We start from the raw sequence: 17,036 nt of genomic DNA, 5'->3' as shown, positions 1-17,036 counted from the left end.
GTCACCGGGGCAGGATCGGAAGGGTCACCTGCACCAGCGTGCCGTCGCCGACCGGGCTGCTGACCTCGAACGTCCCACCGAGGGCCTCCACCCGGTCGCGGATGCCGACGAGTCCCGACCCGCGCGCCGGATCGGCGCCTCCGACGCCGTCGTCCTGCACCTCGAGCCACAGGCTCCCGTATCGCTCCTCCAGGAGGATTGTCACGCGCGACGCGTCGGCGTGCTTCGTCATGTTCGTCAGCGCTTCGGAGACGACGTAGTACGCCGCGACCTCGACCGGTTCGCGAAAGCGGGCCTGCGTCCGGACGTCGAGCTCGACGAACACCGTCGAGCGGCGGGCGAGCGCCCGCAGGGCAGATCCGAGCCCTCCCTCGGAGAGGACCGCCGGGTGGATCCCGCGCGACATCTCGCGCAGCTCGTCGAGGACCTCGGCGAGATCCGCCGCTATCCGGCCGATCCCGGATCGCAGGTCGTCCAGGTCCGGCGGCACCGAGCCCTGCAAGAGACTCAGCTCGAGCCCCAGCGTGACGAGCCGCTGCTGCGCGCCGTCGTGCAGGTTCCGCTCGATCTTCCGCCGCGCCTCGTCCGACGCGGCGACGACCCGGGCCCGGGAGGCAGCGAGCTCCGCCGCGCTCTCCGCGTCCGCGACGGCGATGGCGACGAGCTCGGTGAAGGCCGCCATGCGGTGCTCGGTGCCGACGGGGAAGCGCGCGTTTCGCGTCGCGATGGCGAGAGCGCCCCACGACTTGCCCCCGGCGACGATCGGGATGCCGATGGCCGACCTGATGCCGGTCTCGCGGATCGCCGCAGCGAACTCGCCGGGTACCTCGCTGATGTCGTCGAGAATGGCCGGCTCGCCCGTGGCCAGCGCGGTCGCGAGGGCGTGCGGCGGGTCGATCTTCCACCGGGTCCCCTCGGCCAGCCGTTCGCCGTGCACACCGGTGCTGCCCACCACCGTCACCAGGCCGTCCAGATCGAGCCGGACGGTCATCGTGGCTTCGGCTCCGAGCACGCGGCCTACCTCCTCCCCGACCTCGGCGACCACCTGCGCCGTGGGCGCGCCACGGGCGACGAGGGTCGCGACCCGCCGCAGTGCGGCCTGGTTGTCGAGGAGGTCGCTGATCTCGGCGCGACCCTGCGCGTTCTCGATCGTGGTGACCACGAGCTCCGTGAAGTCCGCCATCTGCGCCTCGGTGTTGACCGGGAACGGGACGTGGCTGCGCGTCGAGGCCGCGATCACACCCCAGAGGTGCCCGGCGACCACGATCGGGGAGCCCACCGACGAACGGATCCTCAGCTGCCGGGCCTCCTCGGCGATCGGGCCGCTGGCGCCTACGAAGCCTTCCACCCGGACGGGACCGCCGCTCTCCTTCACCCGGGCGGCGATGCTCAGTCCCTCGAGAGCGAACCGCGTGCCCACGGCCAGCCGCACCGGCACGCGGCTCCAGGCCGCGACACCGGTCACGGTCCCGTCGTCGTCGTAGCGTTCCAGGCGCGCGAGGTCGGCGCCGCACAGCAGGCCGACCTCGCGCGTGACGGCCTCGAAGACCTCCGACGGCGGGCTCGCCTGTGCCACGAGGGTTGCGACCCGCCGCAACGCCGTCTGCTCCTCGGTGAGCCTCGCGGACTCCCGCGCCTGCCGCTGCGCCCGCGCCGCGAGCTGCCCGACGACGACCGCGGTGATGAGGAAGATCACCAGCGGCAACAAGGTCTGCGGATCGTCGGCACGGATGCGGGCCGGCTTCAGAAACAGGAGCAGGTAGGCCCCGGAACTGATGATCGCCACCGCCACCGCTGCCGTCGAACCCCAGATGAGGGCGACCGGTAGGACCGCCAGCAGGTAGAGAACCAGCAGGCTGATGACGGGAACATGCCCGTCGAGGAGCTCGATCAGACCACTGATCGCAGCCACGAGCACAACGCCGACGAGCAATCCACTCAGCCGGCGGAGAACGGACGGTCGAATCCGGACATCTGCCATCTCACGACTCCCGCAGCGAGACGCTAATCCGGGGTCCGCCTCCCTGACGACCCTGCGGACACGTCGCCACGTGCGCCTGCGCCGAATGCAGGCCGAGATGCCGCTGCCCGCGTGGCATTCATGCCTCCGCTCAGCGCCCTCCGGCGTCCACCAGGTTGAGCACGGCGGTCGCTGACAGGAGCGACTTGGAGAGGAATCCGGCCGCAGGGCTGGACGCAATCAGGTCTGCGAGGTCCTCCTCGCCGCGCGTGGAGATCAGCACGACGCGGGCGCGGAGCTCAGGAAAGTCCTCGACCAACCGCCGGGTGAGCTCGAACCCGCTCTCCTCCCCCAGGGCGACGTCGACCAGCACGACATCCGGGCGCAACACGGCCGCCTCCAGCAGGGCCCCGGCGATACTCGTCGCGGTCCCCACCACCTCCAGTCCCTGGCGTTCAAGGCTGAGACGGGCGATCTCGAGGAAGCGCTCGTTGTCGTCAACAATCAGGCAACGTCGCAGCACACGTTCAGCATCGCAGTAGTCGGCGCGTCGCACATTGCAGCTAGCCGGAACGAGCGATGCCCGGCCGGGCCCAGCACGGCGCCGGCGAGGGCCCGCGGGCCGGGCTGACACCCACTGCGGGTTCCTGCCAACCGGTAGAGCGGATGCCCGCAGGCCCTGACGACAGGAGGGCGGGCGAAGCGCACTCTCATCCCGTGGATACAGCCACGGTGATTGCCAACGCGATGACGGACTACCTCCTCGCCTCAGGCACCGGCACGGCCCCGGCCACCCGTGCTCCTGCGCACATGGCTGCCTGGTTGGACGCCCGTGGCTACCGGCTCGTCCGCCCCCCTGCTCCCCATCCGTCCGAGCAGGACGACGGGAACGAGTTCGCCCGGATCGCCTCGTCGATCGACTGGCACTCGGCCGACATCACGGACGAGGCGAAGGGCGAGATCGTCCGCCAGGTCATCGACGCCGTCACGACCGCGGCGACGGTGTCCACGGACAAGCGTCAGTCGGCGCCCCTGGGCGCGCGCCACCCGTCCCCGTTCCGGCCGACGATCGTCCGCTCGACCACGGCCGGCACCGAGCACGACGCGGAGCCGGCCGAGTCACCGTCCGGCTACACCCAGGTGAACGCGCGCAGCGCGACCGCACAGCCGTGTTCGATCGAGCTGTACGGGAGCCGGCGTGAGTCGGTGACCCTGCGAAGCGTTCCGGCGACCAGTCCAGGGCCCGCGCGGGCGCAGACGCCGCTGCGCGCGAGCGTGGAGCTGCCCGACCCGATCCGGCCCGCCGGATACGCCGAGCGTGACCCCTACAAGGTGACCTGGGCCGGAGGTGTCCACCTCCTCGGTGCGCGGATCCTCGTGATCCCGTGTCGCACCGTGAACAGCCCGGACGAAGCCCGGGCGCACGCGGCGGCCGTCCTCGCCGCCGCCGCGCGCATGCAGCGCTAGCTGCGCTCCTTCCCCGGTGCACGGCCGCTCGGCCACCACAGACCGGCCTCCTCGCCGAGGCCGGTTTCGTCATGCGCCGGACGTACTCGGCGGCTCGCGAGTGCCCTCGTGAGTCGCCCCTCCCCACCCTGTGAGTCGCCTGATCCGGCAGCAGCCGGTGCGGGTGGGGGGCAACCCCCACTCTCGGTTGGCGGGTTCGCTCCAGTGGTTCGGGGGGCAGCGGGATGGCAGGAGACAGGGCCCGCGACGGATCCTTCAAGGGTCACAGGAACGACAGAGCCGGAAGGAGAACGACGATGATCACCACCGCCAACCCCCTCAGCTACCGCGACCGCGCCGTTCTCCGCGCCGTCGCCGCGGGCCGCTGCGAGATCTCCGACGACACAGGCGGCGCGCTGGTCGTGGACGGGCGGTTCCTCAGCGACCAGTTCACCGGCCCTCGGCTCACAGCCGCCGGTCTGATCGACGCCGGTTCGCACCACGGACCGGCCCGGCTCACCGCTTCCGGCGCAGCCCTGCTCGAGGCGGCGTGACGACATGACGATCCAGGACTTCCCCGTTCTCACCCGTTTCGACCGCTGCGACCGCTGCAGCGCCGCCGCGCGGATGCGGGCACTGCTCCCGGCCGGCAACGAGCTCCTCTTCTGCAGGCACCACGCACGTCAGCACGAGCCCCGGCTGCGCGAGATCGGCGCAGAGCTCAGTATCGATCCCTGAGGATCGCCCATTCGTCGAGCCCGGTTTCCTCCCGCGACCGGGCTCGCGTCATGTTCAGGGGACGGCACCGCGACCGACGTGCGATGCGTCGGCCCCGCCGTCAGCGGCGGAGCTGCCTGCGTGAGGTGATGTCGAGCTTGGAGAAGATCCGCCCCAGGTGCCACTCGACGGTGCGTGGGCTGATGAACAGCCGGGCACCGATCTCGGGGTTGGAGAGTCCCTCACGCACCAGCCCCGCGATCTGCGCTTCCTGGGGGGTGAGCTCCGTGCTGGTCTCGACCGTCCGTTTACGTGGGGAGTCACCGGTGGCCCGCAGCTCGGCGGCCGCCCGCTGGGCGAACGCCTCGGCGCCCATGGCGGCGAACATCTCGTGGGCGGCACGTAGCTGCTCGCGTGCGCTGAGCCGTCGGCCCTCCCGGCGTAGCCATTCGCCGTAGAGGAGGTGGGCGCGGGCGAGCTCGCCGCGGACGCGGGTGCGGCCCAGCCGGTTGATCGCCTCGCAGTAGGCGCTCTCGGCGTCCTGACCGCAGCTGAGCAGGGCGCGGGAGCGGGCTTCGACGCCCCGAGCCCAGTCGGTGCCGCTGGCGCGCGTGACATCGGTGAGCCGACCGAATGCCTCAGCAGCGCGTTCGGCCATCCCGCAGCGCACGGCCGCTTCCACGAGTTCGGCCAGCGCCGCCCACGGGGCGACCCCCAGCACCGGCGGCTGGCTGCCGGCCTGCTCTGCGCAGGCCAGCGCGTCCTCGTAGCGGCAGAGGCTGTTGCCGAGGAGTGCCGCTGCCCATTGGGCTTTGACGAGCCCGTCGCCCTCCCCGCGTTGCAGCACCTCCATGGTGGTCGCCTCGATCAGCGCGCCGGCCTCGGCTTCGCGCCCGTGCCAGGCCGCGATCAGCAACGCGGCGAGTGGTGGTGGGGGATGTCCGGTCGCGTCCGTGACCGAGTTCAGCTCCTCTTGCAACGAGGCGGCCTCGGCCAGTTCACCGAGGAAGACGTGCACGCCGATGCGTTGGCCCAGGGCGAGCGGAAGCATCGTCAGGGCGCCGGCTTCGCGTGCGGTGCGCACGAAGCGGGTGGCGAGTGCCTCCCAGGTGTCGTGGTCCCAGAGGTGGGCCGCGGTGACGCAGGCGTGCCAGAGCCAGCGAAGGCCCTCCTGCGCGGACAGGCCGTCGCCCCGGAACGCGCGGAGCGCCCGCTTCAGCGTCGGCGCCGCGGAGGCGTAGCCGTCGTTGAACCGCAGCGCCAAGCCCTCGAGGAGCAGATCCGGTGGGCGCGGGGCCCGCCTCGTCGGGGACGCGGCACGGGCGGCGTGGGCGGCCTCCTGCACGCTGACGCCGCCGGCGAGCGCGCCGGCGAACATCGCCGCGAGCAGGGCGTCGAGGTAGGTCTCACCGGCCAGTTCGACGTCGAGTTGTTCGAGTTGTCGGGCGGCCTGCAGCAGCAGGGATGGGGCTTCTCGGCCGCGGTCGAGGGTGAAGGCGATCTGGGCGCGTTGCAGGTCCACCCGGGCGCGTTGAAACTTGGTCAGCGAGCACGCCTCGGCCAGCGACAGCAGCTTGAGCGCCGCGTCGGGCGCCCCGGCCAGGTGTGTGGCCTGTGCCGCGGCCAGCGCCCGCTGCACCCGGCACTCCGGGTCGGCGGTCAGCTCCGCGGCCCGTTCCAGGTAGGCGGCGGCAGCAGCGAGCCCACCGCGTGCCTGCGCGCGCCCCGCCGAGTGCTCCAGGTCGGCCGCGACCTCCTCATCCGGCCCCGCGGTGGCCTGCGCGGCATGCCAAGCACGACGATCGAAATCGGCCTCCGGATCGGTGACGTCCGCCAGCGCACGGTGCGCGATCCGCCGCTCCTCCGGCGACGCCACCCGGTAGCTGGCCGAGCGGACGAGGGGGTGATGAAACAGCACCCGCCGGCCGATCCTGAGCAACCCGGCCGATGCCGCCGGAGCGGCGGCGGCGATGCTGATGTCGAGCAGGGAGACGGCACGCCACAGCAGCACAGGATCGCCCAGCGGTTCGGCCGCGGCGACCAGCACGAGCCGCTGGGTGTCGGCCGGGAGCGCGGCGAGCCGGCGCCGGTAGTTCTCCTCGATCTGCCCGGCGAGCGTGCCGGTGCCACTCACGACGACACCGCCTGCCAGCTGCGCCGGGGTCAACCCGCGCGGCAACTCCAGCAACGCCAGCGGATTGCCCCTGGTCTCGGCGACGATCCGGTCACGCACACGCCCATCCAACGGCCCACGCAACGTCGCACACAGCAACTCCCGCGCATCGGCATCGGGCAACCCGGCGACCACCAGCTGCGCCAGGTCCCCCAGCTCTGCTGCCTCGCCATCACGCGCCGCGAAGACCAACCCCACCGACTCCGCCACCAGCCGCCGCGCGGCGAAAGCCAACGCCTGCGCCGACGCACGATCGAACCACTGGGCGTCATCCACCACACAGATCAACGGCTGCCCATCAGCGACCTCGGCCAGCAGGCCCAGCACAGCCAGCCCGACCAGGAAGCAGTCCGGCGGATTCCCGGCACTGAGGCCAAATGCCGTACGCAGCGCATCGCGCTGGGGCAGGGGAAGGCGGTCGAGCCGGTCGAGCATCGGGGTGCACAGCTGGTGAAGGCCGGCGAAGGCCAGCTCCATCTCGGACTGGATTCCTGCGGCACGCGCCACCCGGCCGGGCGCTCGCTCGACGACGTACTCCAGCAGCGTGGTCTTACCCACGCCCGGCTCGCCGCGCACCACCAGAGCTCGGCTCTCACCTGTCAGCACGGCCTCCAGTAATCGATCAAGCACTACGCACTCGTTGCGCCGGCCCCGCAGCGAGTTCTGGTGGTTGCGGCCGTTCGCGCCATCCATCTCGAGCCTCCGCCTCACCCCGACGAGCTCCTTACCTACCGCCCACACGTCTCGCTCGTGCCCTCGTTCGAGCGAGCAGGTGGTGATGCCTGCCAGCGGATTCGGTCGGCGTTTCCAGCATGACGCCGAGAATGTGGCAGCCGCGCTCGGGGAACGGTGCAACAGCACGAGCGGAGTGTCCGGCCTGGGCCACCGATCTCGTGCTGATGCGTGAAATCGACGGTATGTCGGCCATGAGCAGTGATGCGGCCGATACACGGTGGCGCCGGGACGGTCACTCGTTTCTCACCCCGTTATCCTCAGCCGCGGCCGCCACCCCTGTCCATTGAGCTAGCTCAACTGTTCCGTGAGGCAAGCCGACCCTCACCCGTAGGGCGTGCCCCACAGTGATGGAATGTGGTCGACGACCCACGGCGGGTGCGGGATGTCGTGTGGATTCGCGTACTGAACGTTCCGAGAACGGAAGCGGCAGGTAACGGGGCGATATGCTCCGATTTCAGTGGGAGGAACCGCGATAGCCGGGAGGCGGGTGTGCGTGGGGAGGGAGGGCGCCCGTGCGCGTACCGCCGGTGCCACGGCCACGCTTCAGCCCGGCCGAACGGTCCGGCCGTCCACCCCGCCGACCGGGCCCTCGGACGCGCGAGGCCCGGCCGATGACCGAGCATCTGCGCGTCGTCGTCGGCGAGGACCAGGCGCTGGTCCGAGAGGGCATCGTGCGCGTGCTCGAACGCGCAGGCCTCGACGTGGTGGGCGTGGCCGTCGACGCACCGGACCTGCTCCACTCGGCCCGCACGCACCACCCCGACGTCGTGATCGCCGACATCCGCATGCCCCCTGACCTCGAGGATGACGGGCTCCGCGCCGCATTGGAGATCCGCGCGACGATGCCGGACATCGGCGTCGTCGTGCTCTCGCAGTTCCTCGAGGCCCACTACGCCCGCGAGCTCGTCGGCGAGCGGCCGGAGGGCGTGGGATACCTGCTCAAGGAGAAGGTCGCCCGCCCCCAGATCCTGGTCGACGCGGTGTGCCGCGTCGCTGCCGGCGAGTCGGCCCTGGACCCGGACGTCATCCAACGACTGGTCATCCGCAAGCGCGTCAGCAGCCCGTTCGACGACCTGACTCCGCGCGAGCGCGACGTGCTCGCCCTGATGGCCGAAGGACGCTCCAACGCCGGCATCGCGGCCACGCTCGTCGTCTCGGTGCCGGCGGTCGAACGGCATGTGACCAGCATCTTCAGCAAGCTCGGCCTGCGTCGGTCGGACGCCGCACAGCACCGGCGAGTGCTCGCCGTGCTCAGGTACCTCCAGAGCTGACGCCGCAGCTCGAACCGGCCGGCCCCGAGACCCCGCCGCCCACCACTCCCGGGGTGCACCACCCCGGGCTTTTCCCGTGGTCGGCGGCGCGAACCCCGGGAGTCACCCGGGGGCGCCGGGACACCGACAGGCCGAAGACTGGTCTCCCACCGCGAGGTATGTGTCGACGCTCCGGAGAAGGAGGTTGACGATCGTTGCACAGATCGATCCCGCTCGACCCGCGCCGTCCGACGACGCCGCCGCCACCGGTGATTCCGATCTGACCCGCCCAGCCACGAGAGCACACGGAGAGGCCCATGCCCGAAGACGATGTGACTGCCGGCAACGGCCGGCCGGTCGAACGCAGGCTGACCACCGCCGCAGGCGCGCCCGTGCCCGACAACCAGAACGTCGAGACAGCCGGCCCCCGTGGCCCGATGCTCCTGCAGGACATCTGGTTCCTGGAGAAGCTCGCCCATTTCGACCGCGAGGTCATCCCCGAGCGACGCATGCACGCCAAGGGCTCCGGAGCATTCGGCACCTTCACCGTCACCAACGACATCACCCGGTACAGCAAGGCGAAGATCTTCTCGGAGGTGGGCAAGACCACCGAGATGTTCGTCCGGTTCTCGATCGTGGCCGGTGAACGCGGAGCCGCCGACGCCGACCGGGACATTCGCGGATTCGCCGCGAAGTTCTACACCGAAGAGGGGAACTGGGACCTCGTCGGCAACGACGTTCCGGTGTTCTTCTTCCGCGACCCGCTCAAGTTTCCCGACCTCAACCACGCGATCAAACGCGACCCACGCACCAACATGCGCAGCCCGAAGAACCAATGGGACTTCTGGAGCTCACTGCCCGAGTCGCTGCACGTCGTGACGATGATCATGAGCGACCGGGGCATCCCGGCCTCGTACCGCTACATGCATGGCTTCGGATCCCACACCTTCAGCTTCATCAACGCCGACAACGAGCGTTTCTGGGTGAAGTTCCACCACCGTGTGCAGCAGGGGATCAAGAACCTCACCGATGCCGAGGCGGCGGCCGTCATCAGCGGAGACCGCGAGAGCTCGCAGCGCGATCTCTACGAGGCCATCGAGCGGGGCGAGTTCCCACGCTGGAAGCTGTGCGTCCAGATCATGCCCGAGGCCGACGCGGCGACCGTGCCCTACCATCCCTTCGACCTCACGAAGATCTGGCCGAAGGGCGACTATCCGCTGATCGAGGTCGGCGAATGGGAGCTCAACCGCAACTCGGAGAACTACTTCGCCGACGTCGAGCAGGCCGCGTTCAACCCTGCCGCCGTCGTCCCCGGAATCAGCTTCTCACCCGACAAGATGCTGCAGGGACGGCTTTTCTCCTACGGCGACACCCAGCGCTACCGGCTCGGCGTCAACCACCACCAGATCCCGGTCAACGCTCCGCGAGTGCCCGTGCACAGCTACCACCGCGACGGCCCCATGCGGGTCGACGGGAACTACGGCAGCACCCTGAGCTACGAACCCAACAGCTACGGGACCTGGCAGGAACAACCGGGCTACCGCAACCCACCGGAGCCCGTCGGCTCGGTGGCCGACCACTGGGACTTCCGACAAGACGACGACGACTACTACACCCAGCCCGGCAACCTCTTCCGCACGATGAACCCACAGCAGCAGCAAGCACTGTACGAAAACACCGCACGCGCCATGATCGGCGTCCCCACCCAGATCAAACAACGCTGGATCGACCACTGCACCAAAGCCGACCCCGACTACGGCACCGGCGTCGCCGAGGCCATCGCGGCCCTCGACTGATGCAGAGTCTGAGGAGACGACGAAAGGCCACTCGATGAACGAAACGATCGCGGACGTCACCATCCCGGATACGGCGCTGGTCCGGGCGGCCACCGACATGGTTCGCGAGGCGAGCTCAGCGCTGCTGTTCGACCACTCCCGGCGCGTGTACCTGTTCGGCAGCCTGAAGGGCCGGCATCGCAAGCTCGAGGTGGACCCCGAGTTGCTCTACGTCGGTGCGATGTTCCACGACCTCGGGCTGACCGAGCGCTATCGGAGCACCGACCAGCGCTTCGAGGTGGACGGCGCCGACCTGGCCAGGGATTTCCTACTCGACCACGGGCACAGCCCGGCCGATGCCCGCGCCGTCTGGCTGGGTATCGCCCTCCACACCACGCCCGGCGTCCCGAACCATCTCGAACCCGAGACCTCGCTCGTCAGCGCAGGGGTGGAGACCGACGTCCTGGGCTGGGACCTCGACGAGATCAGTCCTGAGAACATCGCCGAGGTGGTCAAGGCGCATCCTCGGCCGAACTTCAAACGCGAAATCCTGCGCGCCTTCACCGACGGCATGAAGGACCGCCCCGCCAGCACGTTCGGCACCATGAACGACGATGTGCTCGCACATTTCGTGCCTGGCTTCGTCCGTGAGGACTTCGTCGACATCATCATGGGTTCCGATTGGCCCGAGTGAGGGTTACGGGCGCCGCCATCCGTTGGGGAAGCCGGCGTTCCAGAGCCGGCGTCCGAGGGTGACGGCGATCAAAGCGAGGCCGGCGTAGGGCAGGACGAGCAGCACGAGCTGGGTGGCGCCGAATGCGGCGGCGGCGACATCCGCGGCCCGGACCGCGGTGGCAGTCGCCCCGAGGTGCCCGACCAGTGCTGCCCACACGACGGGCAGGACCTGCGGCGCCAGCACGACGAACATGACGCTCCAGCAGCCCAGGAACGCCGTGGTCAGCGCCGCCCAGCAGGCGACGATGCGGCGGGTCAGCGGTGTCAGCTCGGCGACCCGTGGGTGGTTGCCGCGTCCGGGCAGCGCGCTGCGGAGGATCGGGCCGAGGCGGGCGAACAGATCCGGCACGCCGACGAGGTCGGCGAGGATGTAGTAGCCGTCGAGTCGCACCGAGGGCAGGAACTGCCACATCGTCTCGACGTGCAGGGCCACCAGCACGACCAGCAGCCATGGTGAGCCGGTGGTCAGGTACGCCAGACCGATCACGGTCATGGCGACCGCGTTGAGGTACACCCCGCCCAGGTCGACGCGCAGCCGAGCCGCTCGGCAGAGGCGGTAGGCGTCGGTGACCGTGCTGAAGAACACCGGCCAGACCAGGTACAGCCCGATGCCCATCGCCCCGGGCCGGGCACCGCCGTAGCGGCAGGCGGCGGCGTGGCCGCACTCGTGGAGGGCCGCCACGGCGAGGATCACCGCCAGTACCGGGACGGTCAGCGCAGGCTGGTCGCTGAAGGCCCGGACGGCGGGCAGGATCTGCCCGAAGCCACCACCGGCGAGGATGAGGACGTCGACGGCGGCGAACCCGGCGAGCATCAGGGCCACGACCGGGGAGGCGAAGAGGGGCCCGAGCAGCCCGGCGATCGCCCACACGAGGCGTTCGGGCACGAGCCGCGCCCGATGCGTGAGCATCAGCAACGGATCCGGGCAGGCAGGGAGCGACGGTCCGGCGTCGGCGGCGACGAGACCGGCCGGGCGGAGCCTGTTGTCGAGCAGGAACGCCACCTGCGCCGCGGTGACCGTCCGGTCGATCTCGGCGCCGAGCGCCGCGGCCAGCTCGTCGAGATCGCGGCGCCCATCCACCAGCCTGGCCAGCCGGAACACCCGCTCGGAGAGCTGCACGACCTGCCCGTCGCCGCGGCAGGCCAGGTAACGGGGTTCGGTGAAGCCCGAGCCGGAGTACTGCCCGATCAACTCGGTGCCATCGGCCGGTCGAGGGACCGTCGATGTGCGAGCGACGAGTGCGCTGTCGGCGGGGCTCATCGGGGATCTCCTCGGACGTACGAGCGTCGTCCGAGACGTCATCACTTGCAGCCCGGCGGCTTCGGAGACCACCACGGAACGTCATTGCACGGCGTCTGAGCAGCGCTGTCGACACCGCCGCTGAGGGCGGTGACGACGCCGGTGCCGGTCGTCGGGGCCGGGGTGAGCAAGGTCGTGACGAGGGTGCGGGCAGGCAGCAGCTCGACGTGCTCGGCGGCGAGCTCGGCGGAGCTCAGGTTCTTCGCCATGGCGTCTCCTGTGTTCATTCCGTGATGAGGGTGCCTGCTCGGCGTCGGCGCCGCGATGGAGTACACCCCCGAACGTTTCGGGAGAACCCCCTGCCAGAGGGGGCAAACCCTACTTTCGGCAGCATCCTTGGCCACGGCCACCAGGGCGTTTAGCGTGTAGCAGCCGGACGGATCCGGCTGAGACCGGTGGTGCGGGATGAACCGGACGATTGTGGCGCAGCTGGCGCGGCCGCTGCTGGTGAGCATTTGTGTGGCCGTGGTCCTGACGGTCGTGGTGCGGGGCGGCGGCACGGTGCTCGGATCCGCGGCGTCCTTCGCCGTGCTGCTGCCCTTCGTGGCGGCCGCGCTGTGCGTGGTGGGTCTCGGGCTGGTGCGGCCGCGGGTCGACCGTCTGGTCGGTCGGTTGACCCACCACCGCGAGGTGACGCCGTACTCCGCGCTGGCGGCGGCCGCGGCACGTATCCGCGCGGGCTCCCTCGAGCAGGCCCTCCCCGGACTCACGGAGGTGGTGGCGAGCGGCACCGGAGCGAGCCGGACCGTCGTATGGCTCGCCGTCGACGACCGCCTCGTCAGCGCGGCCGCCCAGCCACCCCACGACACCGCACCGCCGACCGTCGAGAGCCTCGCTGTCCTGCTCAGCCGACCTGACACCGACTACGTCGTCCCGGTGCTCGACGGGCCGGTGCTGCGCGCGGTGCTGGCCATCGGGAAACCGGACGCCGCGATCACCCCGGAGGACAAGCGGCTGATGCACGACGTGGCGAACGGGGCAGGTCTGCTGCTGCGCAGTGTCGCGCTCAACGCCGAGCTGGCGGAACGGATCCGGCGGGCCGACGACCTGGCCTCCGAGCTCGAGGCGTCCCAGCAACGTCTCGCCCATGCCCGCGAGATCGAACGACGCCGGTTGGTCGTGGAGCTCGGGTACGCAACCGTCGATCGGCTCGCGGCACTGCGGGACGAGGTGGTCGGGGCGCGGTCCGTCCTCACCCCGGGGCGGGAACGGGCGGGAACGGCGATGGATGCGCTGAAGCGGGCCCGCGTCGGGCTCGAGGATCTGATCGACCGGTTCCGGGTGATCGCCCGTGGCGTCTACCCGGCGGTTCTGCGGGACCAGGGGCCGATGGCGGCTCTCGAGGAGCTGGCCGCGGATCTGCCACGGGCGGTGCGGCTGACCGGCGACCTCGGCAGGCGGCTGAGCTGGGAGGTCGAGTCCGGGATCTACTACCTGACCGCCTCGGCGATCCAGCAGCTCGCGGGCCGGCCCGCCGAGCGCGAGCTGCTGGTGCACCTCGAACATGCCGACGGCCGGTTGAGCGTGCATGTCGAGGACACCGCGCCCGTCGTCACTGCCCAGGAGGTGCGTGATGCGCTCGCAGGCGACGCCGAGCGACTCGCGGCGCTGGGAGGGGAGCTCGAACTGATCGATCACGCTGCCGGAGCCGATGGGAGCACCGCGCACGGGACGGCGCGCGTGGTCGTCCTCGATGCCTGGTTGCCGGACCGGCTCGAGCCTCAGGTCGGGCAGGCTTCCGTGGAGGCGTGGATGCGGTGAGAGAGCTCGGCCCGTCCCGGCCTGCCACCGTGGGGTACGCGGTGGTGTTCGTGGCGTGCGTCGTCCTCTCGATCAGCCTTCTGGTGGGCGGTGCCCTCGTGCTGCTCACGGACGGCGCACCGGCCCTCGCCGACGCCGCGGCGCGCGGTGATGGCTGGGCCCGGGCCGTGCTCGACGCGAAGCCGTTCAGTGAGCCACTCGATCAGGCTGTGCTGGACTACTCGTTCAGCGTGCTCAACCTCGTCGTCGCCACAGTTCTGCTGGCCTCCCGTCGTCAGGACCGGCCCATCCGGCTGCTGGCCGTCGCCATGATCGCGGCGGCCGGCGCGTTCAACCTGCAGGCGTACGCGGGAACGGTCGTGCTGCAGGCGACGACGGGGCTGCCCGTCGAGATCCTGTACCTGGTGGTCCTGCCTGCCATCGCGTGCGCGTCCTACGTCCTGGCCTTGCTGCTCTTCCCCTCGGGACAGCTCCCGCTGGCCGGTTCCGGACTGCGCAGGAGCCTGATCGCCACGGGTCTTGGCGTGCTCCTGCTCGTCGGCGTCGGAACCGTTCTGCTGCCGCGCACGCTCGGCTGCGTGGTCTTCTTCGGATTCCTCGTCCCGCTGATCGCGCTGGCCGTGACACCGCGACACCGCGTCGGCGCCGGTCTGACCTCGGAGCAGCGCACCCAGGCCCGGCTGTTGTTCACCGTGGTGGCAGCCGTGCTCCCGGTGGCCGCCGTGCTGGGGTTGATCACTCAGATGTGGTGGGAGCTCGGGTGGACCGGTCCCCTCGTCCAGGATCAGACGGCGCAGGCGGCAGGCGGGATCGAGCAGCCGACAGCGCTGCTGTTCTGGTTCGCGCGGTTCGCGTCGTCCGCGGTCGCTGCAGCGGTACTGGTGGTCACCCGACGGACCGGGCTGTGGACCGCGGAGCGCGTGCTCAGCCTGTGGCTGGCCGCGACGCTGGTCGTGGCGCTGGTCGGCGGCGAGTTCGCGGTCGTCGAGGCGATCGCCGGCGTGATCGCCGGGGTCATGGTCAGCGCCGGCATCATCGGCGGTGTCGTCGTGGTCGCGGTGCTCGCAACGGCCTTGGAAGCGCTGTCGTTCCTCCCCGTGCACGTCCGGGCCGAGAGGTTGGTCGACCGGCTGCTGTACGGAACCCGGCCGACCCCTTACAACGTGCTCGCCGGGATCACGGAGCTGTCGCGCTCCACCCCACGGGACGGACCGGATCTGGCACGGGTCGCGGAGGCCGTCGCACGTGGCCTGGGGGCGACCATGTGCCGGCTGACCGTGATCCGGCCCGGGCTGCGCGACCGCATCTACTCGTGGGCCGAGGACGGCACCGACCCCGGCATCGACGACCTCATCGAGGTGCCCGTCCATCACGGCGAGGAGCGCATCGGGTCGATCGCCGTGGACCGCGGCGCGGTCGTCGGCCTGTACGCGCAACGCCGGCGCCTGCTGACGGACATCGCCGACAGCCTCGGCGTGGTGATGCAGGCGAACCGGGCCGGAGTCGAGCTCGACCGCCAGCTCCGAGCGGTGCTCGCGCGCGCCGAGGACATCGCGGTGTCGCGGCGCCGGACGATCGCGGAGATGGACAGCGAACGACGCCGGATCGAGCGTGACCTGCACGACGGGGCGCAACATCGTCTCGTGTCCCTGCGTCTGACTCTGGGCCTCGCCGAGCACCAGGTCGAGACGGCGCAGTTCGAGCAGGCCCGCAACCGGCTCGACCAGATCGCCGAGCAGATCGGGAGCACGGAGGCGGTGCTCGCCGCCACGGCAACCGGCGTGTCGTCTCCGGTCCTGGCCGAACGCGGTCTGGTGGCGGCGCTGGAGCGCGAGCTCCTGAGCATGCCGCCGGTCGTGCTGGACGTCGCAGGCCTCGACGCCGGCCGCCGGTTCCCCGCCCCCGTCGAGGCCGCCGTGTACTTCAGCTGCCTGGAGTCGGTCAACAACGCCTGCAAGCACGCGCCGGGCGCGGACGTCGTGGTGCGCCTGTCGGCGATCGACGGTCGGCTGTGCTTCACCGTGCGCGACGAGGGCCCGGGATACGACCAGGATGCGGGGTCCGGTCCGGGCCGCGGGCTGGGCAACGTGCAGGCCCGGATGCGCGCGGTCGGCGGCCGGGTCGAGGTGCGTTCGCGGCCGGGTGCCGGCACGGCGGTGCAGGGCTGCGTGCCACTGCCTGCCGACCGGTCACGCATGCCCGAATCGGAGATGCGACGGCATTCCCATCACTGATCACATTCCCGTGTCGGTGGGTGCATATCGGACAGTCATCCCTATAGTGGCACTCGATGCCAAAACGGCGCGGTAGCGCTGCGGTGCCACGCTTGTGCAGTCGCCGGCCACCGACCCGAGGGAGCGAGAAACGATGCAAGGACGCGTCGCAGGCAAGGTCGCGCTGATCACGGGCGCCGCGCGAGGGCAGGGCAGGGCGCACGCCGTCCGGCTGGCTCACGAGGGCGCCGACATCATCGCGATCGACGTGTGCGCGCCGCTGCCCGGCGTCGCCTACGACTCGGCGACGCCCGCGGACCTCGAGGAGACCGCCCGCCTGGTCGAGAAGCACGACCGCCGGGTGATCACCGGCCGGCTGGACGTCCGCGACCTGGGCGCCCTGCGCACGGCCGTGGACGACGCGGTCGCCGAGCTGGGAAGGCTCGACATCGTGGTGGCCAACGCCGGGATCTGCATTCCGGCGCCGTGGAACGAGGTCACCTCGACGATCTTCGACGACACGATCAGCACGAACGTCACCGGCGTGTGGAACACCGTCATGGCGGGCGCCCCGCACCTCGTCACCGCGGGCGGGGGTTCCATCATCCTGATCAGCTCGGCCGCAGGCCTGAAGGTGCAGCCGTTCATGGTCCCGTACACCACCAGCAAGTTCGCCGTGCGCGGCATGGCCAAGGCGTTCGCCGCCGAACTGGCCCAGCACCACATCCGGGTCAACAGCGTGCACCCGACCGGCGTGAACACCCCGATGGGCTCCGGAGACATGCAGGCCGTGCTCGGCAGGGTGATAGCGGGCGACCCCCGCCTGGGCGGGATGTTCACGAACCTCCTGCCCGTCGAGGGCACGGAGCCCGAGGACGTCGCCGACACCGTGCTGTTCCTCGCCTCCGACGAGTCGAAGTACGTCACGGCGCACGAGATCGCACCCGACGCCGGCGTGACGGAGTTCTGAG

Annotated in this window: 14 protein-coding genes; 9 read left to right on the top strand and 5 right to left on the bottom strand. The window is 70.7% G+C overall.

Annotated features, from left to right (window positions below):
- Position 1: 1 nt before the first annotated feature.
- Together MMF94_RS00610 and MMF94_RS00605 are read right to left on the bottom strand one after the other, a co-directional pair.
- Positions 2–1,981 (bottom strand): GAF domain-containing protein, encoded by a 1,980-nt coding sequence (locus tag MMF94_RS00610; RefSeq protein ID WP_277398630.1) that lies wholly within the window; start codon positions 1,979–1,981, stop codon positions 2–4.
- A 130-nt stretch (positions 1,982–2,111) separates the two neighbouring features.
- Positions 2,112–2,483 (bottom strand): response regulator, encoded by a 372-nt coding sequence (locus tag MMF94_RS00605; protein ID WP_241034197.1) that lies wholly within the window; start codon positions 2,481–2,483, stop codon positions 2,112–2,114.
- Positions 2,484–2,677: 194 nt separating this feature from the next.
- On the opposite strand from MMF94_RS00605, the gene MMF94_RS00600 reads away from it, so the two are divergent.
- The 3 genes from MMF94_RS00600 (at position 2,678) to MMF94_RS00590 (ending at position 4,144) form a co-directional block, all read left to right on the top strand.
- Positions 2,678–3,427, top strand: a complete 750-nt coding sequence (locus MMF94_RS00600) for a hypothetical protein (protein WP_241034196.1) — start codon at positions 2,678–2,680, stop codon at positions 3,425–3,427.
- A gap of 296 nt (positions 3,428–3,723) precedes the next feature.
- Positions 3,724–3,960: a hypothetical protein gene (locus tag MMF94_RS00595; protein WP_241034195.1), complete on the top strand. Its 237-nt coding sequence runs from the start codon at positions 3,724–3,726 to the stop codon at positions 3,958–3,960.
- 4 nt (positions 3,961–3,964) lie between these two features.
- Positions 3,965–4,144 carry a DUF7455 domain-containing protein gene (locus MMF94_RS00590; protein ID WP_241034194.1) on the top strand — a complete coding sequence of 60 codons (180 nt, stop codon included), beginning with the start codon at positions 3,965–3,967 and terminating at the stop codon, positions 4,142–4,144.
- A 100-nt stretch (positions 4,145–4,244) separates the two neighbouring features.
- Here MMF94_RS00590 and MMF94_RS00585 read toward each other — a convergent pair whose 3' ends face one another.
- A complete protein-coding gene (locus tag MMF94_RS00585) occupies positions 4,245–6,989 on the bottom strand; it encodes an AAA family ATPase (RefSeq protein WP_241034193.1) in 2,745 nt (914 codons plus the stop codon).
- A gap of 665 nt (positions 6,990–7,654) precedes the next feature.
- Between MMF94_RS00585 and MMF94_RS00580 the strand changes: the two genes are divergently transcribed.
- From MMF94_RS00580 to MMF94_RS00570, 3 genes are all read left to right on the top strand, one after another.
- A complete protein-coding gene (locus tag MMF94_RS00580) occupies positions 7,655–8,302 on the top strand; it encodes a response regulator transcription factor (RefSeq protein WP_379660258.1) in 648 nt (215 codons plus the stop codon).
- 296 nt (positions 8,303–8,598) lie between these two features.
- On the top strand, positions 8,599–10,077 hold the full coding sequence (locus MMF94_RS00575; RefSeq protein ID WP_241034191.1) for a catalase: 1,479 nt from the start codon (positions 8,599–8,601) through the stop codon (positions 10,075–10,077).
- 34 nt (positions 10,078–10,111) lie between these two features.
- Entirely contained in the window at positions 10,112–10,750 is a 639-nt protein-coding gene (locus MMF94_RS00570) for an HD domain-containing protein (RefSeq protein ID WP_241034190.1), read from the top strand.
- Positions 10,751–10,753: 3 nt separating this feature from the next.
- Here the strand turns inward: MMF94_RS00570 and MMF94_RS00565 are convergent, their stop codons facing one another.
- Together MMF94_RS00565 and MMF94_RS00560 are read right to left on the bottom strand one after the other, a co-directional pair.
- Positions 10,754–12,052 (bottom strand): hypothetical protein, encoded by a 1,299-nt coding sequence (locus MMF94_RS00565; RefSeq protein ID WP_241034189.1) that lies wholly within the window; start codon positions 12,050–12,052, stop codon positions 10,754–10,756.
- Between the two features lie 41 nt (positions 12,053–12,093).
- The gene (locus tag MMF94_RS00560) at positions 12,094–12,300 is read right to left on the bottom strand and encodes a hypothetical protein (protein ID WP_241034188.1); all 207 of its coding nucleotides are present in this window, start codon (positions 12,298–12,300) and stop codon (positions 12,094–12,096) included.
- A gap of 196 nt (positions 12,301–12,496) precedes the next feature.
- Between MMF94_RS00560 and MMF94_RS00555 the strand changes: the two genes are divergently transcribed.
- The 3 genes from MMF94_RS00555 (at position 12,497) to MMF94_RS00545 (ending at position 17,035) form a co-directional block, all read left to right on the top strand.
- Complete coding sequence (locus tag MMF94_RS00555; protein WP_241034187.1) at positions 12,497–13,852, top strand: sensor histidine kinase; 1,356 nt, start codon at positions 12,497–12,499, stop codon at positions 13,850–13,852.
- On the top strand, positions 13,840–16,086 hold the full coding sequence (locus MMF94_RS00550; protein WP_241034186.1) for a sensor histidine kinase: 2,247 nt from the start codon (positions 13,840–13,842) through the stop codon (positions 16,084–16,086). The genes MMF94_RS00555 and MMF94_RS00550 overlap by 13 nt, the downstream gene beginning before the upstream one ends.
- Before the next feature lie 133 nt (positions 16,087–16,219).
- Positions 16,220–17,035 carry a mycofactocin-coupled SDR family oxidoreductase gene (locus MMF94_RS00545; protein WP_241034185.1) on the top strand — a complete coding sequence of 272 codons (816 nt, stop codon included), beginning with the start codon at positions 16,220–16,222 and terminating at the stop codon, positions 17,033–17,035.
- Position 17,036: the final 1 nt, after the last annotated feature.

Source organism: Pseudonocardia alaniniphila, assembly GCF_022524485.1.
In the GTDB taxonomy this organism is placed as follows: Bacteria; Actinomycetota; Actinomycetes; order Mycobacteriales; family Pseudonocardiaceae; genus Pseudonocardia; species Pseudonocardia alaniniphila.
This window is presented reverse-complemented; position numbering and strand designations above follow the sequence as displayed.